The organism is Cognatishimia activa (genome assembly GCF_026016445.1).
Taxonomy (GTDB): domain Bacteria; phylum Pseudomonadota; class Alphaproteobacteria; order Rhodobacterales; family Rhodobacteraceae; genus Cognatishimia; species Cognatishimia activa_B.
Genome location: NZ_CP096147.1, coordinates 2568538 through 2589755, shown reverse-complemented (window position 1 = coordinate 2589755; position 21218 = coordinate 2568538). Strand labels below are relative to the sequence as shown.

Here is a 21218-nt window from a genome sequence, read left to right as displayed (position 1 = left end):
AACTCGAATTAAAGACGGTTGAGCAAAGCGGGGGTTGGCCATGCATCTGCTGGCAGGCCCAGGCGTTTTTGCTCGCTCTGCACTGCATCGCGTGTCTTTGCGCCCAGAATACCGTCTACCTTACCAACGTCGTATCCTTTGGACTGCAATTTGCGCTGCAATTGTTTCATCTGCTGCCCGCTAAGCCCAGTGTCTGGATTGCCCGCGTTGTAGGGCGCTGCACCTTCTAGCCGGGTCGCAAAATAGGCGGCAGTGGTGACGTAAATGAAGCTCTGGTTCCATTCAAAATACACATCGAAGTTTGGGTAGGCGAGGAATGCCGGGCCTTTGTGGCCTTGTGGCAATACCAGAGAGGCTGGAAGGTTGGCCAATTTTCCCTGACGTGGTTTGACCCCCATGTTGGCCCAATCGCGAGACGGCATTTTGGTGCCAAGACCGGAAAGTGACCAATCCATGTTGGACGGGACCGTAACCTCTTGGAGCCACGGCTGACCCTTTTGCCAACCAAGATGCTGCAACATCTTGCCACCAGACATCAGCGCATCGGTCGCAGAGGTTTTCAGGCGCACCTTGCCGTCGCCGTCGCCATCAACACCGTTGACGATGATGTCTTCGGGCAGCATTTGGACCATGCCGATTTCACCTGCCCAAGCACCAGTCGTTTTGGTGGGGGAAAAGTCACCGCTTTCATAAAGCTCAAGAGCAGCGAACACTTGAGGCCGGAAAAGCTCCGGACGGCGACAATCATGCGAGAGCGTGACTAGTGAGTTCAGTGTATTGAAGTTTCCCTGGAAGCCCCCAAAGTCGGTTTCAAACGCCCAAAAAGCCAAAAGAACACCCGGAGAAACACCGTAATTTTGCTCGATCCGGGCAAAGGTGTTGGCGTGCTGTTGCGCCTTTGACTTGCCGACATTGAAACGGTTCGAGCTAATCAGGCGCTGAGAGAACTCAAGGAATGGTTTCTGAAAGACACCTTGTGCGCGGTCGGCTTTCAAAGTGGCCTGATCCTGAGTGACGTTCGCAAAGAAGTTGTTCACGGTTTTACGGGAATGACCCTTTGAAATCGCCTCTTGCTTAAGATCGTTAACAAAACCTGAAAAAGAGCCGCCACAGGGCACATTGGCAAGTGCAGTGGTTGCAGAAAGGCAAATTCCGGCAAGGGTGAGAGCAAAGCGCATAGTATCCTCGTGAGCAACAAAACTTGCGCGCAGACTAGCAGTCTCGCACGTAAGCTCAACCGTCAGATCAGCGCAATTAGGCCTACAATTACCAACATCAAGGCCCAGCTTCTCCAAAGCGCTTGAACAGCAAGGTCGATATCATTGCCGCCGATGCTGCGACGACCGAATTCGTTAACATATGAGTAGTCGCGCATTTCGCCGTCATATGATCTGGGACCCGCGAGGGCGATGTCCAATACCCGAGCCATCGCCGCCTCCGGCCAACCGGCATTTGGGCTACGGTGCAGGGACGCGTCGTCACGGATGGACGACCAGCGGTTGAAATCGAGGTGGCTGATCATGATCAGGAGGGCCGTAAGACGGGCGGGGATCCAGTTTATCAGGTCATCAAATCGCGCTGAGGCCCATCCAAAGTCTTCATACTTCTCGTTTTTGTAACCGATCATGGAGTCAGCTGTGTTGACCGTCTTGTAGGCCAACAGGCCGGGCAAGCCGGCAACAAGGAACCAGAAGATCGGTGCGATGACACCATCTGAAAGGTTCTCTGCACCGCTTTCGATGGCTGCGCGCGCAACTTCAGGTTCGCTCATATCTGTTGTGTCACGACCAACGATTTTGGCCACTTCACGGCGCCCATCCTCAAGGCTTCTCCGCAGGGCTTGACCAACGGCTGCCACATGCTCTGCGAGGGATTTCTGAGCGATCAAGATGGCTGCTGCAAGTATAGTTGGAATCGCACCCAGCCACTCGATCATGCCACCGACCCACCAGCCGATGATAACTAGCGCGATAAGGAGGAGCACACCGGCTGTTTTTGCGTTGCCTTTGTTGAACTTGCGGTCTGCCCAACCAATGGCGTTTCCGATCAAGACAGCAGGATGTGGCACATGATCCCAAAGCCAATTTGGTTCACCAAAAACCGCGTCAATCAGCATGGCCAAAAGAAGGATGAGGGCGATGTCCATGGTCATGTATCCAGGCAGTTGATCAGTTGCTCCCAGCCATTTTGGGGCGGGAAGCCTAGGCGTATGAAGGTGTCAGAATAGGGAAAGATACGGGTTAAAATCTTATGTTCGGCGAAGCGATCGTGCCAGTTTTGGGCGTTGTCTACTTTGTAGAGCCGGAAAAGATCACAACCACCTTCAAGCTCCGCAGTGGCTTTGGTCATCAATCCATCAAGCCGAGCAGCGTCTTTGCGCAGGTTAATGCGGGTCTCCTCCGCCCAATCGTGGTCAAGCAGCGCGCGTGTGCCAACGTCGAGAGCGGGGCCAGACACGGCCCAAGGACCGATCATATCGCGCATTTTTGCAATGATCTTTGGTTCGGCAATCAGAAACCCCAGGCGCAGCCCGGCAAGACCCCAGAATTTCCCGAAGCTTTTCAGGATGATCCGACCGGGTTTTCCTGCTTCTGAGATCATCGAATGGTCGGGCGTGACGTCGCAGAAGCTTTCGTCAATGACAATAACTGGAGCGTTCAGGTCATCGCGGGACCAGAGCTGGCCGGTTGGATTGTTGGGATGCACAAGAACCCGCACCTGGCTGCTTGTGCTTTCATTCCAGCCTTGGGCTGCGAAGGCCGCTGCATGTTCATTATAAGTGGGTTTAGGAATATCCACAGTCCCATGCTCAAAAAGCATTGGCATGCGCGCAATCAGGCTGGATGCGCCGGGTGCGGCCAGAATTTCTGCCTCGTCCGGAACATTCCAAAATTTACGAGCGGCATCGAGTAGCGCCCGTTCGGCGGCTTTGTCGGGAAGTGCCCCCCAACAATGCGCTTTAAATTCCGGGAGCGGGTACGGTGTTGGATTGATGCCGGTAGACAGATCAAGCCAGTCGGTGCGCGTGCCGCCCCAGCGTTTGATTGCGGCGTCTAACCCGCCTCCGTGATCTCGTTCCTGCATTGCAGTCTCCTCGCGTCTCTTGCCTGTTTGCGGAATTTGCGCGTTTTGGCAAGAGGTGGCAGGGCAACTGTTGCGTTTTCAGGCGGCGAAATCTTCCCCGCCGCGCTGAAAGGGTGCTGCGTTTGACGAGGGACCTCAGCTGCGACCGTGCGGTTCCCTGTAGTCGAGTTTTGGATTGATAGGGATAATCCGATGCGGGTTAATGCTGTCGTGGCTGTAGTGATAGTGCCGCACGATGTGCTGCATATTGACGGTCTCATCCACGCCAGTCGTTTGGTAGAGATCGCGTGTGAAGGCCCAGAGGTTTGGATAGTCGATCAACCGCTTCAGGTTGCATTTGAAATGCAGATGGTAGACCGGATCAAAGCGAATGAGGGTTGTGAACAGCCGCCAATCCGCTTCGGTTTGCTGATCTCCCATCAAGTAGCGAGATTTGGAAAGCCGTTCCTCAAGCCAATCGAGCGTTTCAAACAATGGGACCACCGCAGCATCATAGGCTTCCTGTGTCGTCGCGAAACCGCATTTGTAGACACCATTGTTGACGTTGGAATAGACGCGTTGATTTGCTTCTTCGATGGCGTTGCGCTGGGCTTTCGGCCAGAAGTCCAAAGTGTTTCCAGTCAACTCATTAAAGGCTGAGTTGAACATTCGGATAATTTCGGAACTTTCGTTTGATACGATGGTTTCCTGTTTCTTGTCCCACAGTATCGGGACAGTCACTCGCCCGCTGTAGTCCGGGTCAGCTTTCGTATAGATTTGGTGCGCAAAGTCATTGCCGTAAAGCGTGTCACCTGTTGCACCGTGATCGTCTGTTTCAAAGGTCCACCCCTCTGAAAGCATGTCAGGGTGAACAACGGACACAGAAATATGGTCTGCAAGGTTTTTGAGCTGACGAAAGATCAGAGTGCGGTGCGCCCAAGGACAAGCGAGCGACACATAGAGATGATAGCGACCACTCTCTGCTTTGAAGCCCTCTTTGCCGCTTAGGCCAGCACTCCCATTTGCCGTAATCCAATTGCGAAACTGTGCTTGCGAGCGGACAAATTTCCCGCCGCTGCTTTTGGTATCATACCATTGGTCGACCCATTTGCCGTCTACAAGCAAACCCATGTCGCATCTCCTTTACCATTTGACCTTACATTAGGTCCCGAGAGCGGATGAACAAACAGGACAGGCTGCAGAAGTGTTGCGCATTTGTGCACATCACCTAAGTGTTAATTTGGACCTATCTTGACGAATTCTGCTTTTAGCGCGAGGGTTTAGCAGGGGATGGAGGAAATAATGTACCTGCCCAAGGAAGTACAAGCCGGTCTGGACGCGGCTCGAAAAGCAGAACTGAAGAAGAAAAACCGCCTTCGCGTGAGGGCAGGAGATGACACTTTTAAAGTGCTGCGGTTTCGAGAAGACGGCTTCACGTTAGACGTTGAAGAAGCCCCGCATCTGCGCGGGTTCGTAGATCTCTATGATGGCGCCAAACACTTGTATCAGTGTCTGGTCGTTGCTTCTGTCGAGGAAGACGGAGAGATGTTTTACGAGTTCAAACGTGCCACAGCTGCCAGCGACACGCCGGCAAAGGACTATTTCGTCGAAGAAGATGCGCCTGTGGCCTTGGTCACTGATCAGCGCAATTGACCAAGGCGGAGCCGAGGCACCGTCACCCGTTCAGATCAGAAAATACATCAGCTAGGCGGTCTGCCGCCTCATTGATGCGCGCGCGCTGTGTGCCAATATTGAACCGCAAATAGGTTTCGCCGCCATTGCCGAGGCCCTTGCCCGGTGTCGCTGCAATCAGTGCCTTTTTGTAGACGCGTTCGTTGACCTCTTCCATCGACAACCCGCAGTTTTCGAAGTTCACCCAGGACAAGTAGGTGGATTCCATAGGCATCATCTCGATACCCGGCAGGGCATCCATCGCAGATTTGAACGTGCGGTAGTTCTCTTCGATATAAGGCACCAACTGGTCGACCCAGGCCGCACCTTCCGGAGAATAAGCGGCTTTTGTGAGTTCAACGCCCCAGAGATTAGGATTGATGTCAAAAGAATCGTAAAAGGCTTTGAAGGTGGCGCGCAGGCTTTCGTTTGGAATAACCACACAGCCGCAGCGTCCACCGGCAACATTAAAAGTCTTTGATGCGGCGGTCGTAATGATCATACGGTCCGCGATTTCTGGCATCGCGATTGGGGCCACCAGATGTTTGTGACCGGAATAAACCAGATCGTGGTGGATTTCATCGGCGATCAGCAGCAGGTCGTGCTTTTCGACGAAGGCGGCCATTGCAGTGAGTTCATCCTGCGTCCAAACGCGGCCCGCGGGGTTATGCGGAGAGCTGATCAGCAGGATTTTTTCCTCACCCGTCATCAGGGTGTCATAGGCGTCAAAGTCCATGATATAGCGACCAGCCTCGTCTTTGATCAACGGCAGCTGTGTGTTTACACGGCCGGATTTTTCGATCTTGGACTGAAACTCATGATAGACCGGTGTGAAGGTTGCGATACGGTCACCTTTTTCGGTAAAGGCCTGCATGGCCGTGGCAATGCCATGGCCCAAACCGAAGGTAACAAAAGTCCAGGCAGGATCCACTTTCCAGCCGTGCCGTGTATCCATCCACCAGTGCATGGCCTCATGAAAGGCCTCCATCCCACAGAAATAGCCATAGTTGCCGTTATCTATGATGCCTTGGGTGGCCTTTTGTAGGAACTCAGGCGCTGCGAAATCCATGTCAGCGATCCACATCGCAAGACCGCCATTCTCTGGCACACCAAAACCCCGTTCCATCAGGTCCCATTTGGATGATCCTGTGCCAAGGCGATTGACGATGTTGTCAAAGCTCATATCGGGCTCCCGTCCGCTGATCTCGCATGATTTCTGGCACGCTAGCCAAATTCATGCCAAGTGCAAGAGGCGTTGCAGTATCAGCCCCTTTGGCCTATGTCAGCGCCATGTTGAAACCGATCCTGATCCATCCCGATCCCCGTTTGAAAAAGGTCTGCGACCCGGTCGCTGACCTGAGCGATGACTTGCGCAAACTCGCTGAGGATATGCTGGAAACCATGTACGATGCGCCGGGTATTGGACTTGCCGCACCGCAGATCGGTGTGCTTCAGCGCCTGATTGTAATGGATTGCGTGAAAGAGGGTGATCCGGAGCCGGTTGTGATGTTCAATCCAGAGGTTCTGTTATCGTCTGACGAAACCAATGTTTATGAGGAGGGGTGCCTCTCGATTCCCGATCAATTTGCTGAAGTTACTCGTCCGAAAGAAGTGCGAGTCGGCTGGATTGATGCGGATGGAAATCCGCAGGAGAAAGATTTTGACGGGCTGTGGGCGACCTGTGTTCAACACGAGATTGACCACCTGAATGGCAAGCTGTTCATCGATTATCTTGGCCCGATGAAACGCCAGATGATGACCCGCAAATCTGCCAAACTGAAACGCGAGCTTGCGCGTTCATGACGGTTCGGACGTGTCTGGCATGGCCCGATAAGCGGCTGCGCACAGCTGCGGAGCCGGTGGAAACTCTGACGGATGAAGATCGCCGGACCTGGGATGATTTGATCGATACCATGGAGGCGATGCCAGGGGTCGGCATGGGCGCGAACCAGATCGGTGTCATGCGACGTCTGATCGTGGTGGATGCATCAAATGAACGCGGGCAAGCTGTGAAAATGGCCAACCCGGAAATACTGCATAAGTCGATTGAACTGCGCGAACATGAAGAGGCGAGCCCGAACCTTCCGGGCGTTTCCGCCGTCATCAAACGTCCACGTGCCCTGACTGTGAGCTACATGGATGAATACGGCGAGGCCGCAGAGAAAGACTTTGTTGGTCTGTGGGCGACCTCGGTTCAGCACCAGATCGATCATATCAATGGCAAGATGTTCTTTGATCACCTCAGTCGCACCAAACGCGAGATGCTGATCAAGAAGGCGAGGAAGCTGAAATGAAGGTAGTCTTCATGGGCACCCCGGATTTTTCGGTGCCGGTTCTGGATGCATTGGTTGAAGCGGGGCACGAGATTGTAGCGGTCTATTGCCAGCCGCCACGCCCAGCCGGACGAGGCAAAAAACTACGTCCAACGCCTGTGCATGCGCGCGCTGAGGAGTTGGGGTTTGAAATCCGCCATCCGATCTCATTGAAAGGTGTCGACGAACAAGAGGCATTTGCTGCATTGAACGCTGATGTGGCTGTCGTTGTGGCCTACGGGCTGTTGTTGCCTCAGGCGATTTTGGATGCTCCGAAACATGGCTGTTTGAATATTCATGCTAGCCTGTTGCCGCGTTGGCGTGGCGCCGCGCCGATCCATCGAGCGATTATGGCTGGCGATGTCGAAACAGGCGTTTGCATTATGCAGATGGAAGCGGGTTTGGATACAGGGCCCGTGCTGCTGCGGCAATCAACTTCGATTGGCGCAGAGGAAACCACAGCTCAGTTGCATGATCATTTGTCTCAGATTGGCGCAAGCGCAATTGTCGACGCTCTTGCGGTTTTGACTGACCTAACTCCTGAGACGCAATCCGAAACTGGCGTGACCTATGCGCATAAAATCGACAAGGCCGAAGCCCGTGTTGATTGGACAAAGCCCTCTGTTGAGGTTGACAGGCAAATTCGCGGACTTGCACCTTTCCCTGGTGCTTGGTGTGAAATCGATGGTCAACGTGTGAAGCTGCTTGGCTCGCGTATTGCCGAAGGTAGTGGGCTGGCAGGCGAAGCGCTGACAGACGACTTGGTGGTGGCTTGTGGCGAGGGGGCTGTTCAGATTCTACGCCTTCAGAAAGCCGGAAAAGGTGCTCAGGATACAGACGTGTTTTTACGAGGCATGTCAGTTCCCAAAGGAAGTCTTCTAACCTGATTTACTGCCTTGGTGGACGCGCCTTGTAGACAGGTAATTTCCATCCCCAGATCATTGATCCTGCTCGAAGCACCCAGGTGACAGCCACACAAATCGCCAATACAGGCAAGCCAGATAGGCCTGCATAACCAGCGAAGACGGCACTTGAGGCACCTAAGAAGGCAGCGGTTGCATATATTTCGCCCTGCTTCAGCACCAATGGCACTTCGTTGCAAACCACATCCCTCATCAATCCACCAAGGCAGCCGGTGGAAATGCCCATGAGAACCACAATGATTGCATTGTGGTTCAGGTCGATTGCGACACCTGCGCCAGCAGCGACCGCAACGGAAAGCGCGATACTATCGAGCCATAAGAGGAGCCGATACCGACTCTCAAAAAGATGCGCTGTGAAAAACACCAAGAGAGCGGCTGCACAGGCGAGCAGGATGTAGCTGGGTTGGGCGACCCAGAACACTTGCTCTCGCCCCAGAAGGAGATCGCGCAGAGTGCCCCCGCCAACCGCAGTCAGGCAGGCCACAAAGGCAAATCCCACCAGATCCAACTGCGCACGGCTTGCGACCAACGCCCCTGTTAAGGCGAAAACAAATACCGAAGCGAAGTCGAGAAAGGTAAGGGCTATCATGCGGACTTTTCAGGTTTGAATGGTGCCATTCCTTTGCGAGCCAATTCGTCCGCCTTTTCGTTTTCAGGATGCCCTGCGTGGCCTTTAACCCATTCCCATGTCACGGAGTGACGCGCTTGAGCCGCGTCTAGGCGCTGCCACAGTTCGACGTTCTTCACTGGTTTCTTAGATGAAGTTCTCCAACCATTGCGTTTCCAGCCGTGGATCCATCCCGTAACCCCATTTTTCACATATGCACTGTCAGTAACTACGGTGATAGTGCTCGCGCGTTCTAGGGTTTCAAGCGCCATAATAGCCGCCATGAGCTCCATTTGATTATTGGTTGTTTCAGGTTCGCCGCCGTTTAGCTCGCGTTCCTTAACAATTTCCCCATCTTGGGTCGCGCGCAGCAAAACACCCCAACCTCCTGGGCCAGGATTTCCAGAGCATGCGCCATCGGTATATGCGTGTAGTTCAGCCATAACGGGTTCCTACGACGATTGGAGAATGACTGCCAGTCAAACTCTTTGAACCCTGCGCTAGATTTGGTCAGGCCTTTTCCATAGCCAGCCGTCCGGCCAGCAGTACAAAGACAGCAGAAAACCCACGATTTAGCCACCGCATCGCGCGCTCGGATGAGAGCAACATGTCGCGCGCTCGGGCCGCAAAGAAACCGTAGAAGACGAAGACCACAAATGTTAGCGCCATGAAGATGCCGCCGAGGAGAAGCATCTCACTTGTTGCGGTTGCGGGCGTGCCACTTAGGAAAGGCGGCAGGAGTGCCAAAAAGAACACCGAGAGCTTAGGGTTGAGAATATTAATCAGCGCGGCGCGCCGGCAGATGGTCCAGCCGCTGCTTGCGTCGGTCTCGGCGCGCACCGAAAGCGATCCTCCCTCTTTTACGGACTGCCAAGCCAAGTAGAGTAGGTAAAGAACGCCGGCGAATTTCATCGTGTTAAAGAGAAGTGCGCTGGTGTGCATGACTGCGGCAAGACCCAGAGAGGCGGCGAGAAGCGCTGGTAAGATACCCAATGTGCATCCAATTGCGGACCAAAGCGCTGCCTTTGGTCCACGACCAAGGCCCATGGCGATTGTGAAGATTACTCCAGTTCCGGGTGCAATGACGACAACTAGAGCTGTTAGGAGAAATTGGGCAGAAATCATCACAAACCTTAAAACGATGGAATAATTTAAGTCCTAAGGGCGAAGCGGTCTCTGGTAAAGGATACAAAAAAACCGGGGTTCGAATTCCCCGGTTTTATTCTTCTATTGGTCGGCCGTGAATTCGGCTTCTGGTTCACCTGGCATTGGATCGCGCGGTGGTCGACCTATGACGTCTTTCAGGCCCTCAAGTTCGATGAAATTATCGGCTTGGCGGCGCAGTTCATCAGAAATCATCGGCGGCTGACTGCGGATTGTGGAAACCACCGAAACGCGGACGCCCTGACGTTGCAGGCTTTCCACCAGCGGGCGGAAGTCGCCATCGCCTGAAAACAGCACGATATGGTCCACATGTGGTGCCAGTTCCATCGCATTGACCGCAAGTTCAATGTCCATATTGCCTTTGACTTTGCGACGCCCTTGGCTATCCGTGTATTCCTTGGCCGGTTTCGTCACCATGGTGAAGCCGTTGTAATGCAGCCAGTCGACCAAAGGACGGATCGGGGAATACTCGTCATTCTCCAGAAGTGCGGTGTAGTAAAAGGCACGCAGCAGTTTGCCGCGGCGCATGAATTCGGTGCGAAGGAGTTTGTAGTCGATGTCAAATCCAAGCGACTTCGCGGCCGCGTATAGATTCGATCCATCAATGAACAGCGCAAGCCGTTCGTCTTTGTAAAACATTCAATGTCCTTCCAGCAAAGACGCGCCGTAAATGCCCGTGAGTGTGAAAATGCTAGGCGCGCATGGCCTAGTAAGCTAAAGGAAAAATCCTTTCGCGCAAAGAGGTGCGGGCTTCAAGAAACGGTATGCGCAGATAACCTTTCGTATATGGATTCGAAAACATGAAAGAATTCAGTATTTTAGCCTTAGGCGGAAATGCGGTTTCACCGATGGGTGATCCCGCGATGACACTAACTTTCGCGCTAAAGGCATTAAGTAAAAAAGGTGTGAACATCTTAAGGGAGAGTTCACGTTACGTCAATCCGGCCTTCCCCAAGGGGTCGGGCCCCGACTTTGTGAATGCGGTCGCTCTTGTTGATTCGGATTATAAGCCAGCCGAATTGCTTGATATTTTACACGAAGTCGAGGCTGAATGCGGCCGGGTACGGGAGAAGAGGTGGGGGCCGCGCACCCTGGATATCGATTTAATTGATGCCGCTGGGCGCGTATTTCCCAATCTTGAATTATACTTATGGTGGAGTGGGTTGCCGCCAGAAAAGCAGGCTGAGATCGCACCAGAACAGCTGATTCTCCCACATCCCCGCATTCAGGACCGTGCTTTCGTTTTAATCCCGATGTTGGAGGTTCTTCCGGAGTGGAAACACCCCGTTACGGGGCAAGGCGTGGCAGAAATGCTATCGCTGCTACCAGAAAGTGATCGAAATGAGGTTGTCAGGCTGCCAAACCCTTGAGTATCTGCTTGTAACTGGCCTGAAAGCGGCCTAAATACTCAGTTTCTAATCCTTCCGAGAATGGAGAGCCCTGAATGGCCCGCGTGACAGTCGAAGATTGCGTAGACAAGGTTCCGAACCGTTTTGAGCTGGTGATGCTTGCTGCACACCGCGCGCGCGAAATTTCCGCAGGCGCGGCCATCACGGTGGATCGTGATAACGACAAAAATCCGGTCGTGTCCCTGCGTGAGATCGCTGACGAGACTCAGACAGCTGATGAGCTGCGCGAGCGTCTGATCGAAAGCAACCAGCATCAGATCGAAGTGGACGAACCAGAAGAAGACAGCATGGCGCTTCTGATGGGTGCGGAAACTGCCGACAAGCCATCTGACGACGATATGTCTGAAGAGAAGCTGCTGCGCGCGCTGATGGAAGCACAAGGCCAGGGATAAGATCCCGGGGATAGAGAAGGCACCACATGATTCCGGCTGACGATCTGGTCGAACTCGTAAGAGCCTATAACCCCAAAACAAACGAAAAACTCATTCGCGAGGCCTATCAATATGGCCTCGAGATGCATGAGGGTCAGTACCGTCATTCGGGAGAACCCTATTTTACCCACCCCATCGAAGTCGCTGCGATCTTGACCGAGCAACAGCTTGATGATGCCACCATCATCACAGCGCTTCTGCATGATACGATCGAAGATACCAAAGCCTCTTATAAAGAGGTGGCTGAGAAATTTGGCGATGAGATCGCCATGTTGGTGGATGGGGTTACCAAGCTGACCAACTTGCAGCTTAGTTCGACCGAGACCAAACAGGCAGAGAATTTCCGCAAGCTCTTTATGGCGATGTCCAAAGACTTGCGTGTTATCCTGGTGAAGCTGGGCGACCGTCTGCACAATATGCGTACGATCCGAGCGATGCGCCCGCAGAAGCAGATTGTGAAGGCACGTGAAACCATGGATATCTTTGCACCCCTTGCAGGGCGCATGGGTATGCAATGGATGCGCGAAGAGCTTGAGGATTTGGCTTTTAAGGTACTGAACCCCGATGGTCGCGCCTCGATCATGCGGCGTTTTATTACGCTTCAGAAAGAAACCGGCGACGTCATTCAACGTATCACTGATGACATGGTGACGGAGCTTGAAAAGGCAGAGATTGACGCTGAGATCTTTGGTCGGGCGAAAAAGCCTTATTCCATCTGGCGAAAAATGCAGACCAAAGATCAGGGGTTTTCCCGGCTTTCTGATATCTACGGTTTCCGTATTGTTACCGCGAGCGAAAACGATTGCTATCGCGTTCTTGGTGCCATTCATCAACGCTGGCGCGCGGTACCGGGCCGATTCAAGGACTACATCAGCCAGCCGAAGTCGAATGGATATCGTTCAATCCATACGACCGTTTCTGGTCGTGACGGACGCCGCGTAGAGGTTCAAATCCGGACCCGTCAAATGCACGACGTGGCCGAAACCGGCGTTGCGGCGCACTGGTCGTATCGCGACGGTGTACGAGGGGAAAACCCATTTGCCGTTGATCCGGCACGGTGGATTCGCTCGCTGACTGAGCAATTTGACATTGAAGAGGATCATGAGGATTTTCTCGAGGCGGTGAAGCTGGAGATGTATCAGGACCAAGTGTTCTGCTTCACTCCGAAAGGTGATGTGGTCAAACTGCCGCGCGGAGCGACCCCTATCGATTTCGCATATGCCATTCACACCCGGATCGGTAACGCCTGTGTGGGTGCAAAGGTAGACCATATGCGCGTGCCACTTTGGACGCGGATCAAAAACGGGCAATCGGTAGAGATCATAACCGCCAATGGTCAGATGCCGCAGGCGACTTGGCTCGAGATCGCCACGACGGGCAAAGCCAAATCTGCAATTCGCAGGGCTTTGCGCGAATTGGATCACGAGCGCTTTGTGAAACTCGGATACGAATTGGCGCGTGCGGCTTTTGAGCATGTGGGGAAAAAACCTACCGATCGCATTCTTGATATGGCTGCCAAGCAGCTTCGTTTGGATGATCGCGATACGGTTTTGGCACGACTTGGCAGCGCCGAACTGACGGCTTCTGACGTGGTTCAATCAGTTTTCCCTGAATTGACCACTGACGACAAAGATGAAGTGTCAGAAGATCGCGCCGTGATCGGTTTGGCGAGCGACCAGAGTTTTCAGCGTGCACCGTGTTGTGAGCCGCTGCCGGGTGAGCGCATCATCGGCATCACTCAGCGGGGTAAAGGCGTGGTGGTTCATGCCATTGATTGCGAGAACCTGACGCATTTCGAAGATCAGCCCGAACGCTGGCTCGACCTCCATTGGCAGGTTGGTAAACACAGGCCAATCCACGACTGCTCCATCGAGTTGACCATCAGCAATGACGCCGGGGTTCTTGGGCGGATTTGCTCATTGATTGGTGCGCATAAGGCGAATATCTCCAACCTGGAGTTCACCGAACGCAAACAAGATTTCTATCGGCTGCTTGTACATGTCGAATTGCGCGACATTGAGCACCTGCACTCTTTGATGCTTGCGTTGCAGGCAGAGGGTGAAGTCGCAGCCATCAAGCGGCACCGTGATCCGAGCCGGGCGGCAATACCTGCCCCCAAGCAATAAGGAACGACCTAGTGGTCTTTAAACGCCGGGACAGACGAACAATCCTGCAGGCTACGCTGGATTTCCTCTGGCCCAGAGGTGGTTGGTCTCGTGCCTTTAGATATGTGCGGCATCGCGTACATCGCTTGCCAGGATCGCCCGAACGGATCGGGCGAGGCATTTGGGCTGGGGTCTTTACGACGTTTTCCCCATTTTATGGTCTGCACTTTATCATTGCCGCGATCGTGGCGCGTTTCGTCCAAGGCAATTTGTTGGCCGCGCTGCTGGGTACTTTTTTTGGAAACCCACTGACCTACCTGCCAATTGGGGTTATCTCGTTGAAAACGGGTCACTTCTTGTTGGGCACCGAATTCGAAGCCGGTGAAGAGCGTAGTCTGATCCGAAAGTTCACCGATGCCGGCTATGATCTGCTTCATAACTTCTGGGCCATTTTCACCGATGTGGAAATGGACTGGCATGGGCTTTCGGTATTTTGGGTAGAGGTATTTTATCCCTATCTGATTGGCGGCATCTTGCCTGGCATGGTTGCGGCAACGGTGGCCTACTACCTGACCGTGCCTGTCATACGCGCTTATCAAAAGCGCCGTGCTAAGAAAATTCAGGCCAAATTTGAGGCGTTGAAAGCCAAGGCGCAGCAGGCGAGCGCGCAGGTTTCTGAACATTCCTCAAATACGCAGGAGCCTGAAAGTTAAAGGTGGGCAAAAAGCGGTTTCCTCTTAAGGTCGAACCTCCTAGGGTCGGCCTAAGAATGACTTCTGGAGACTAATTATGCTGCGTCTGGGTGTGAATATTGACCATGTGGCAACTGTCAGGAATGCGCGGGGTGGTGCCTACCCTGATCCCGTACGTGCTGCATTGCTTGCTGAATCTGCGGGGGCCGATGGAATTACCGCGCACCTGCGCGAAGATCGCCGTCACATCATGGATAATGACATCGATGGGTTGATGGCAGCTTTGAAAACGCCGCTGAACTTTGAAATGGCTGCGACCGATGAGATGCAGGCGATTGCCCTGCGTCACAAACCACACGCGGTTTGCATCGTGCCAGAGAAGCGCGAAGAGAAAACCACTGAAGGTGGCTTGGAGGTCGCGCGCGAGGAAAATCGATTGGCGCATTTTATTGCGCCCTTGCGAGACGCAGGATGTCGCGTTTCAATTTTTATCGGGGCAGATCAAAAACAGATCGAAGCGGCACATCGGATTGGTGCCCCTGTGATCGAACTCCACACGGGCGCTTACTGTGACTTTCATGCAGAAGGCAAATTTGCAGAACGTGATGAAGAATTGGCGCGATTGACTGAGATGGCGCAGTTCGCGCATTCTCTCGGATTGGAAGTTCATGCCGGTCATGGGCTGACCTATGATACTGTTCAGCCCATTGCCGCATTGCCGGAAGTGATGGAACTCAATATTGGCCATTTCCTCATGGGTGAATCGCTTTTTGTTGGACTGGAATCTGCCATCAAAGAAATGCGGCACCTGATGGATGATGCTCGCAGCGACTAAGGAGATAGGTTGAACATGCTTCTCCCTGAAATTTGGTTGATTGTATTGGGTTGGGCGATTGCGGGCGGGAGCCCTGGCCCAGCGACCTTAGCCATTTCCGGGACAGCGATGGCGTCTGGCCGTGCAGCAGGCGTATCCGTTGCAGTCGGTGTTGTTGCCGGTTCAGCCAGTTGGGGCATTGCCGCAGCACTGGGCATGAGCGCTTTGATGTTAGCCAATGCTTGGATGTTCGAGATCATCCGCTACGCGGGTGCCGCCTATCTGTTCTATCTCGCCATCAAGTCAATGCGTAGCGCTGTAAGGCCCAAACCGCTCACAATTGAACCGCAATCAAATGAAAGCCTTTTTGCAAAAGGATTTCTTATTCACATTACTAATCCAAAAGCGATTTTGGCTTGGGGCGCGATTTATGCGATTGCGCTGCCAGTGGGGGCAAGCTCGGCCATGATCTGGCAGCTTTTTTCAATGCTCATCGGAACTTCAGTAATCGTGTTTGTCGGCTATGGTCTGCTGTTCTCGCACCCGGCAGTGGTACGCGGTTATGTGTCCGCAAAACGTTGGTTTGATGCAGTGTTCGCCGCCCTTTTTGGTGCGGCGAGTTTAAAAATACTCACCACGCGTTTGGAGGTGTAACCGTGATCCGAAGCATTTTAGTCTCTCTGTTTCTTGCCACCCCTTCGATGGCTCAGGAGATCGTTGATTGTGACTGGCAGGCACGCGCTGATGCCATTTATGAGCCGTGGGAGGAGTTTTCACGGACCTATGCAAATGGCGATGTCAGGATCGCGCTTTTGGACACCATCGAACCAGCAGCAGGGTCGTTCCATTTGTTAGTGTTGTCGCCGCCATTTGATGAACTGGGTGGGCGGCAATGTCAGACTATCGGCCTATCTGGTGGTGCGGGCTTCTCAGGGATCGGGTTTGAAGAGCTCGCTGCCGATTATGATCCAGCGATCGGCCTGATGTTTGGCGTACAGGTGCAATACTACGATGGTGAATTGGGCGATTTTATCTCAGGCGACCTTCTCTTCAGTCTGAACCAATCCACAGGACTGATTGAGGCCTTTCTAGAATGATCCTCGGTATTGGAACCGACTTGGCGAACATAGAACGAATCCAGGGTACTTTGGATCGCTTCGGAGAAAGGTTTAAAAACCGGGTCTTTACCGAGGTCGAACAGCGAAAGGCTGAGCGGCGCAAAGACATTGCAGGAACCTATGCAAAACGCTGGGCCGCAAAAGAGGCCTGCTCAAAGGCATTGGGCACAGGGCTTGCGATGGGCATTTCCTGGAAAGACATGCATGTGACCAATCTGCGCACAGGGCAACCGGTTATGCAGGTCACCGGTTGGGCTAAGGAACGGCTCGAGGAAATGACCCCAGAGGGGCATGAGGCGACCATTCACGTCACCCTGACCGACGATCACCCTTGGGCGCAGGCGTTTGTCGTGATTGAAGCCTTGCCGATTAGCGCCGTGCAAGGTGCTTCGGGTTGACTTCGGCCCTCGTGAAACGCATGTATCCCCGGACCCAATTCGGAGAGGCAATATGGCATCGGACGCCACCACGAAATCCAACGGTTTTGTTGAAACCGTCAAAACCGTTGTATACGCGCTGCTGATTGCCGGGCTGTTCCGCTCGCTTTTGTTTCAGCCTTTCTGGATCCCATCGGGCTCGATGAAAGACACGCTGCTGATCGGCGATTTCCTGTTTGTGAACAAGCTGGCCTATGGCTATTCCTACGCCTCTTGCCCATCGATCCCTGCAGTTGGCATCGACGCAAAGAAACTCTGTTCTGTGTTTGACGGTGACAACACACGCCTGTTTGGTTCTGAGCCTGAGCGTGGCGACGTCGTTGTGTTCCGCCACCCAGTGACTGGGTCCGACTTCATCAAACGGGTTGTCGGCCTTCCTGGTGACCGTGTTCAGATGAAAAATGGCGTGCTTCATATCAATGACGAAGCGGTCAAACTGGAGCACGGTGGAACATTCTCTGAAACCATGGAGCCACAGGGACCGCAAGGCGGTCTGCCGCGTTGCGAAAACGGTGCGGTTGGTCACGGTGGTCAGTGCGATAAGACTCGTTTGATTGAGACCCTTCCTGGTGGCGTCAGCCATTCGATTTTGAACATCGAAAACTCTTATGTCGACAACACTGGGGTCTTCACAGTTCCAACGGGTCACTTCTTTTTCGTGGGTGACAACCGCGACAACTCCACCGATAGCCGCGTCACACAAAGCCGTGGCGGTGTTGGCTTCGTTCCATTTGAGAACCTGATCGGCCGGGCTGATCGAGTGATGTTCTCCTCCGCTGGCCGGTCTATGTTTGCATTCTGGACCTGGCGCGGAGATAGATTTTTCAAGGCGATTGAGTGAAACTATCTAACGAATTGAAAGCACTGGAAGAACGACTGGGGCATCGCTTTGATGCCCCCGAACTTTTGGTGCGGGCCGTCACGCACTCCTCCATGTCTTCGCCGACACGACAAGACAACCAACGTCTTGAGTTCCTGGGCGACCGCGTACTGGGGCTGGTGATGGCTGAGGCCATTCTTGAAGCAGATACCGCTGCAAGCGAAGGCCAACTGGCCCCCCGGTTTAATGCGCTTGTGCGTAAAGAAACCTGTGCTGATGTTGCGCGTGAGATTGACTTAGGAGCGGCTTTGAAACTTGGCCGTTCTGAAATGCTGTCTGGCGGCCGCCGTAAACAAGCCCTGCTTGGCGACGCAATGGAGGCTGTCATTGCCGCGGTTTATAAAGACGCTGGTTTTGATGCGGCCAAAGCCCTTATCGTGCGCCTTTGGTGTGACAGGGTGACCAAGGTGGAGGCTGATGCGCGCGATGCAAAGACCTCGCTGCAGGAATGGGCACAGGCACGTCGTCTGTCGCCACCGAAATATGAACTGGTGAAACGCGCGGGCCCAGACCATGCGCCAGTCTTCACCATCAAGGCGGTGCTTGATAACGGCGAGACAGAAGAAGCCACTGCCGGGTCAAAGCGCCAGGCCGAACAAGCCGCCGCCAAGGCGCTGCTGACAAGATTGGAGAGCGCATGACACGCGCAGGATTTGTGGCCCTCATCGGAGAGCCAAACGCAGGTAAATCAACGCTCACGAACCGCATGGTTGGTGCCAAGGTATCCATCGTGACCCATAAGGTTCAAACCACACGCGCGCGCATTCGTGGCGTGGCAATCGAAGGCGATAGCCAAATCGTCTTTGTGGATACGCCGGGTCTGTTCCGCCCACGCCGTCGTCTCGACCGCGCGATGGTTGCTGCCGCCTGGGGTGGCGCTGCGGATGCGGATGTGATCGTGCTGATGGTAGAAGCCCATCGTGGCATCACCGAAGGCGTGGAACGCATTCTGGAAGGCCTCGAAGAGATCGGAGAGGGCCGCAAAGTGGCGCTGGCGATCAACAAGATCGACATGGTGAAGTCCGAAAAGCTGCTTGGCCTCGCTCAGGATCTGAATGGCCGCTATAACTTTATCGAAACGTTCATGATCTCTGCTGAAAAGGGACATGGAGCAGAAGACCTGCGGGCCTGGCTCGCGGCGGAATTGCCTGAAGGCCCGTGGCTCTATCCAGAAGACCAAATCGCTGATCTTCCAATGCGCATGATCGCCGCGGAAATGACCCGCGAGAAGCTGACTCTTCGTTTGCATCAGGAACTGCCTTACCAGCTGACTGTTGAAACCGAAAAATGGGAAGAACGCAAAGACGGTTCTGCCCGTGTGGATCAGATGATCTATGTCATGCGGGACGGCCACAAAGGCATCGTGCTGGGCAAAAAGGGCGAAACTATCAAGGCTGTCTCTAAAGCTGCTCGCGAAGAGCTAACTGAGTTTCTGGGCCGTAAGGTCCACCTGTTCTTGCAGGTCAAAGTGCGTCCGAACTGGCTTGAGGAATCCGAGCGCTATTCGGAAATGGGCCTCGATTTCAAAGACGGCAACACATGACCCGCCTGACGGCAGAATTCTGGGTGCAGGCCTATCTGACACGCCTGCGCCTTTATGAAATCCCAGCTTTCGTTGTTGCACACGGTGACAATACGGCCGGAGCTGTTCTTATTAAGCTCAATACGCTCAATGGGCTGGCCGTGGCCTATCAGCGGTCCTTTGACTTGATGAGCGGAGAACGCACTTGGGTCGTATTGTCTGAAGGCAACGAAACGGATGTGGATGCCGCTCTGTCCAAGCAGCGCGGTTTTGATCCCGACCTCTGGGTTATTGAAGTCGAAGATCGCCAAGGTCGTCATTTGCTCGACGAGCCGGGCCTTAAAGACTGAGCCTCTGTTTTCTTTCCAAAAATACTCAATTGCAGCAACGGCCTAATCCCCCATAGGGTGCGTTCATGGAATGGCGTGACCAAGGCATAATTCTTTCAACCCGGAAACACGGAGAAAACTCTGTGATCCTAGAGGTTTTCACGCCTTCACGAGGTCGTCACGCAGGTGTTGTGCGCGGGGGGACCAGCCGAAAAATGACCCCGATCTTACAGGCCGGCGGTCAGGTTGAGGTACAGTGGAAAGCACGCCTCTCAGAACATATCGGTTCTTTCACGGTTGAGCCTATTCGAAGTCGGGCTCTCGCTCTCGGAGATCGCTTCTCACTAGCTGGACTAAATGCGGTCACGGCCTTGTTGTCGTTTTCACTGCCAGAACGTGAGGCGCATCTGGCGCTGTACGAAAAGACGGAACCGCTTCTGGATTTATTGGGTCAGGATGAGATTTGGCCTCTGGCCTACCTACAGTGGGAACTCGCATTGTTGGATGAGCTTGGGTATGGTCTTGATCTGACCAGCTGCGCTGTGACCGGACGTACAAAAGCGCTGACCCATATATCCCCGAAATCTGGCAGGGCCGTCACCATCGAGGGGGCTGGCGAGTGGATTGATCGAATGTTGCCGCTTCCGGAAATCCTGTTGGGTCAAGGATCAGATGATGACTTGGCGATATTATCTGCTTTAAAAACCACTGGGTATTTTCTGGAGAACAAGCTTGCGCCCAACCTAGGGAACAAGCCGCTCCCCGATGCACGCGCTCGTTTTCTGGATGCGCTTAGCCGTCGTGCTGCTTCCTGAACAGAAGACTCTCATCTTCATCATTGCTCAGAATCAGCAATTCGCCAGACACTTCCGCCAGTGACATCTTTCCCAGCGCTGCAAAGTAGTCCTGTTCCGCGGATAAATCTGCGCACGCGCGTTTGGTCGATAAAATTGGACCAAGCTCTATCCAAGGGTAGGGCGCTGACTGATAGGTGCTGTAGGAATTACAGGGGGCTTCGCCTTTCACCTGACCATCCTCTGCAAAGACGATGGATGCGGGGGCGTCAAATGGTTGCCCGTTGATTTCCTGCAAGTCCCAGGTACCAGCCGCTCCGTAAGCGGTCAGGCTTTCATCGCGTTCACAGGCGGAGATCAAAAGAAGAAGCGCAAGAAATCTCATTCGTCTTCATATAGAGCAAGGAGCAGATCGACCAAAGTGCCCATAGCTTGCGCATTGTCATGCTGATCGCGTGTCGACAGTTCCTGCATACCCAGCAGTGCCCCGTAGAGAATGCGAGAAAGTTCGCCATTGGTGAGGCCGATTTCTGCAAGTAGACCCTGCAAGTATTCCATACGTTTTGCATCGATCCGATCCATGGCTTCCGCCACGGCTTCGTTCTCACGCGCCCATGCGCGGATCGCTGGTTCTGCACCTGCACCGCCAAATTCCTCGGGGGCGGACTTGGCAGCGATATCACTTAAGGTTCTGAGCCTTTTGATGGGGTTGTCCACCGCTTCTACAGCAGCGACGATTTCAGAAAAAGCGCGCTTTTCCCAGAGTTCAAGCATGTCAGCCTGAAACGCGGGAACATCCTGAAAATGCCAATAGAATGAGCCTTTAGTCGTGTTCAGTCGGCGCGCCAATGGCTCCGCTTTAAGTGCTACGGGACCCTGTTCGGTCAATGCTTTGAAGCCAGCTGCCAACCACAACTCGCGTGAAAGTCGATTCTTTGCCATGCAAC

Annotated in this window: 28 protein-coding genes; 17 read left to right on the top strand and 11 right to left on the bottom strand. The window is 53.7% G+C overall.

Translation table 11 applies throughout. The features are described from left to right. Positions 1-8 precede the first annotated feature (8 nt). The 4 genes from M0D42_RS12885 to M0D42_RS12870 form a co-directional block, all read right to left on the bottom strand. The gene (locus M0D42_RS12885) at positions 9-1178 is read right to left on the bottom strand and encodes a lytic murein transglycosylase (protein ID WP_265019016.1); all 1170 of its coding nucleotides are present in this window, start codon (positions 1176-1178) and stop codon (positions 9-11) included. A gap of 62 nt (positions 1179-1240) precedes the next feature. Further along, positions 1241-2146 (bottom strand): adenosylcobinamide-phosphate synthase CbiB, encoded by a 906-nt coding sequence (gene cbiB, locus M0D42_RS12880; RefSeq protein ID WP_265019015.1) that lies wholly within the window; start codon positions 2144-2146, stop codon positions 1241-1243. Between the two features lie 2 nt (positions 2147-2148). Then, positions 2149-3084 (bottom strand): threonine-phosphate decarboxylase, encoded by a 936-nt coding sequence (locus M0D42_RS12875; protein WP_265019014.1) that lies wholly within the window; start codon positions 3082-3084, stop codon positions 2149-2151. Positions 3085-3219: 135 nt separating this feature from the next. Beyond that, positions 3220-4194, bottom strand: coding sequence for a glutathione S-transferase family protein (locus tag M0D42_RS12870; protein WP_265019013.1), 975 nt, complete (start codon positions 4192-4194; stop codon positions 3220-3222). Between the two features lie 171 nt (positions 4195-4365). On the opposite strand from M0D42_RS12870, the gene M0D42_RS12865 reads away from it, so the two are divergent. Continuing rightward, the gene (locus M0D42_RS12865; RefSeq protein WP_265019012.1) at positions 4366-4716 is read left to right on the top strand and encodes a hypothetical protein; all 351 of its coding nucleotides are present in this window, start codon (positions 4366-4368) and stop codon (positions 4714-4716) included. Positions 4717-4738: 22 nt separating this feature from the next. Here M0D42_RS12865 and M0D42_RS12860 read toward each other — a convergent pair whose 3' ends face one another. Further along, positions 4739-5917, bottom strand: coding sequence for a MalY/PatB family protein (locus M0D42_RS12860; RefSeq protein WP_265019011.1), 1179 nt, complete (start codon positions 5915-5917; stop codon positions 4739-4741). 107 nt (positions 5918-6024) lie between these two features. Between M0D42_RS12860 and def (M0D42_RS12855) the strand changes: the two genes are divergently transcribed. Genes def (M0D42_RS12855) through fmt form a run of 3 tightly spaced genes read left to right on the top strand, consistent with a single transcriptional unit; the run spans position 6025 to position 7933 of the window. Further along, positions 6025-6537, top strand: a complete 513-nt coding sequence (gene def / locus M0D42_RS12855; protein WP_265021153.1) for a peptide deformylase — start codon at positions 6025-6027, stop codon at positions 6535-6537. Next, the gene (gene def, locus M0D42_RS12850; RefSeq protein ID WP_265019010.1) at positions 6534-7028 is read left to right on the top strand and encodes a peptide deformylase; all 495 of its coding nucleotides are present in this window, start codon (positions 6534-6536) and stop codon (positions 7026-7028) included. Before def (M0D42_RS12855) ends, def (M0D42_RS12850) begins: the two co-directional genes overlap by 4 nt. Beyond that, positions 7025-7933, top strand: coding sequence for a methionyl-tRNA formyltransferase (fmt, locus tag M0D42_RS12845; RefSeq protein ID WP_265019009.1), 909 nt, complete (start codon positions 7025-7027; stop codon positions 7931-7933). The genes def (M0D42_RS12850) and fmt overlap by 4 nt, the downstream gene beginning before the upstream one ends. 1 nt (position 7934) lies before the next feature. On the opposite strand, the gene M0D42_RS12840 is transcribed toward fmt, so the two are convergent. The 4 genes from M0D42_RS12840 to M0D42_RS12825 all read right to left on the bottom strand — a co-directional run bounded on the left by M0D42_RS12840 (position 7935) and on the right by M0D42_RS12825 (position 10379). Next, a complete protein-coding gene (locus tag M0D42_RS12840; RefSeq protein ID WP_265019008.1) occupies positions 7935-8558 on the bottom strand; it encodes a trimeric intracellular cation channel family protein in 624 nt (207 codons plus the stop codon). Further along, the gene (gene rnhA / locus M0D42_RS12835) at positions 8555-9019 is read right to left on the bottom strand and encodes a ribonuclease HI (protein ID WP_265019007.1); all 465 of its coding nucleotides are present in this window, start codon (positions 9017-9019) and stop codon (positions 8555-8557) included. Before rnhA ends, M0D42_RS12840 begins: the two co-directional genes overlap by 4 nt. A gap of 67 nt (positions 9020-9086) precedes the next feature. Next, positions 9087-9701: a LysE family translocator gene (locus M0D42_RS12830; RefSeq protein ID WP_265019006.1), complete on the bottom strand. Its 615-nt coding sequence runs from the start codon at positions 9699-9701 to the stop codon at positions 9087-9089. 102 nt (positions 9702-9803) lie between these two features. Next, positions 9804-10379 (bottom strand): NYN domain-containing protein, encoded by a 576-nt coding sequence (locus M0D42_RS12825; protein WP_265019005.1) that lies wholly within the window; start codon positions 10377-10379, stop codon positions 9804-9806. A gap of 161 nt (positions 10380-10540) precedes the next feature. Between M0D42_RS12825 and folK the strand changes: the two genes are divergently transcribed. The 13 genes from folK to recO all read left to right on the top strand — a co-directional run bounded on the left by folK (position 10541) and on the right by recO (position 20292). Continuing rightward, positions 10541-11110: a 2-amino-4-hydroxy-6-hydroxymethyldihydropteridine diphosphokinase gene (gene folK / locus M0D42_RS12820; RefSeq protein WP_265019004.1), complete on the top strand. Its 570-nt coding sequence runs from the start codon at positions 10541-10543 to the stop codon at positions 11108-11110. 74 nt (positions 11111-11184) lie between these two features. Further along, positions 11185-11541 (top strand): DNA-directed RNA polymerase subunit omega, encoded by a 357-nt coding sequence (rpoZ, locus tag M0D42_RS12815; protein ID WP_265019003.1) that lies wholly within the window; start codon positions 11185-11187, stop codon positions 11539-11541. A gap of 26 nt (positions 11542-11567) precedes the next feature. Further along, positions 11568-13706 (top strand): RelA/SpoT family protein, encoded by a 2139-nt coding sequence (locus tag M0D42_RS12810; RefSeq protein ID WP_265019002.1) that lies wholly within the window; start codon positions 11568-11570, stop codon positions 13704-13706. Positions 13707-13717: 11 nt separating this feature from the next. Then, positions 13718-14398 (top strand): DUF2062 domain-containing protein, encoded by a 681-nt coding sequence (locus tag M0D42_RS12805; protein ID WP_265019001.1) that lies wholly within the window; start codon positions 13718-13720, stop codon positions 14396-14398. Between the two features lie 76 nt (positions 14399-14474). Continuing rightward, positions 14475-15212 carry a pyridoxine 5'-phosphate synthase gene (locus M0D42_RS12800; protein ID WP_265019000.1) on the top strand — a complete coding sequence of 246 codons (738 nt, stop codon included), beginning with the start codon at positions 14475-14477 and terminating at the stop codon, positions 15210-15212. A 15-nt stretch (positions 15213-15227) separates the two neighbouring features. Beyond that, positions 15228-15845 (top strand): LysE family translocator, encoded by a 618-nt coding sequence (locus tag M0D42_RS12795; RefSeq protein ID WP_265021152.1) that lies wholly within the window; start codon positions 15228-15230, stop codon positions 15843-15845. Between the two features lie 2 nt (positions 15846-15847). Further along, positions 15848-16288, top strand: a complete 441-nt coding sequence (locus M0D42_RS12790) for a hypothetical protein (protein ID WP_265018999.1) — start codon at positions 15848-15850, stop codon at positions 16286-16288. Then, positions 16285-16707, top strand: coding sequence for a holo-ACP synthase (acpS, locus tag M0D42_RS12785; RefSeq protein WP_265018998.1), 423 nt, complete (start codon positions 16285-16287; stop codon positions 16705-16707). Before M0D42_RS12790 ends, acpS begins: the two co-directional genes overlap by 4 nt. Positions 16708-16759: 52 nt before the next feature. Beyond that, positions 16760-17587: a signal peptidase I gene (gene lepB / locus M0D42_RS12780; protein ID WP_265018997.1), complete on the top strand. Its 828-nt coding sequence runs from the start codon at positions 16760-16762 to the stop codon at positions 17585-17587. Beyond that, a complete protein-coding gene (gene rnc, locus M0D42_RS12775; RefSeq protein ID WP_265018996.1) occupies positions 17584-18267 on the top strand; it encodes a ribonuclease III in 684 nt (227 codons plus the stop codon). The genes lepB and rnc overlap by 4 nt, the downstream gene beginning before the upstream one ends. Further along, positions 18264-19169, top strand: coding sequence for a GTPase Era (gene era / locus M0D42_RS12770; protein ID WP_265018995.1), 906 nt, complete (start codon positions 18264-18266; stop codon positions 19167-19169). The genes rnc and era overlap by 4 nt, the downstream gene beginning before the upstream one ends. Next, positions 19166-19498: a DUF1491 family protein gene (locus tag M0D42_RS12765; protein ID WP_265018994.1), complete on the top strand. Its 333-nt coding sequence runs from the start codon at positions 19166-19168 to the stop codon at positions 19496-19498. Before era ends, M0D42_RS12765 begins: the two co-directional genes overlap by 4 nt. A 65-nt stretch (positions 19499-19563) precedes the next feature. Continuing rightward, complete coding sequence (gene recO / locus M0D42_RS12760) at positions 19564-20292, top strand: DNA repair protein RecO (RefSeq protein WP_265018993.1); 729 nt, start codon at positions 19564-19566, stop codon at positions 20290-20292. On the opposite strand, the gene M0D42_RS12755 is transcribed toward recO, so the two are convergent. Together M0D42_RS12755 and M0D42_RS12750 are read right to left on the bottom strand one after the other, a co-directional pair. Beyond that, entirely contained in the window at positions 20270-20656 is a 387-nt protein-coding gene (locus tag M0D42_RS12755) for an META domain-containing protein (protein ID WP_265018992.1), read from the bottom strand. The genes recO and M0D42_RS12755 overlap by 23 nt on opposite strands. Continuing rightward, complete coding sequence (locus M0D42_RS12750; RefSeq protein WP_265018991.1) at positions 20653-21213, bottom strand: TetR/AcrR family transcriptional regulator; 561 nt, start codon at positions 21211-21213, stop codon at positions 20653-20655. The genes M0D42_RS12755 and M0D42_RS12750 overlap by 4 nt, the downstream gene beginning before the upstream one ends. Between the last annotated feature and the right edge of the window lie 5 nt (positions 21214-21218).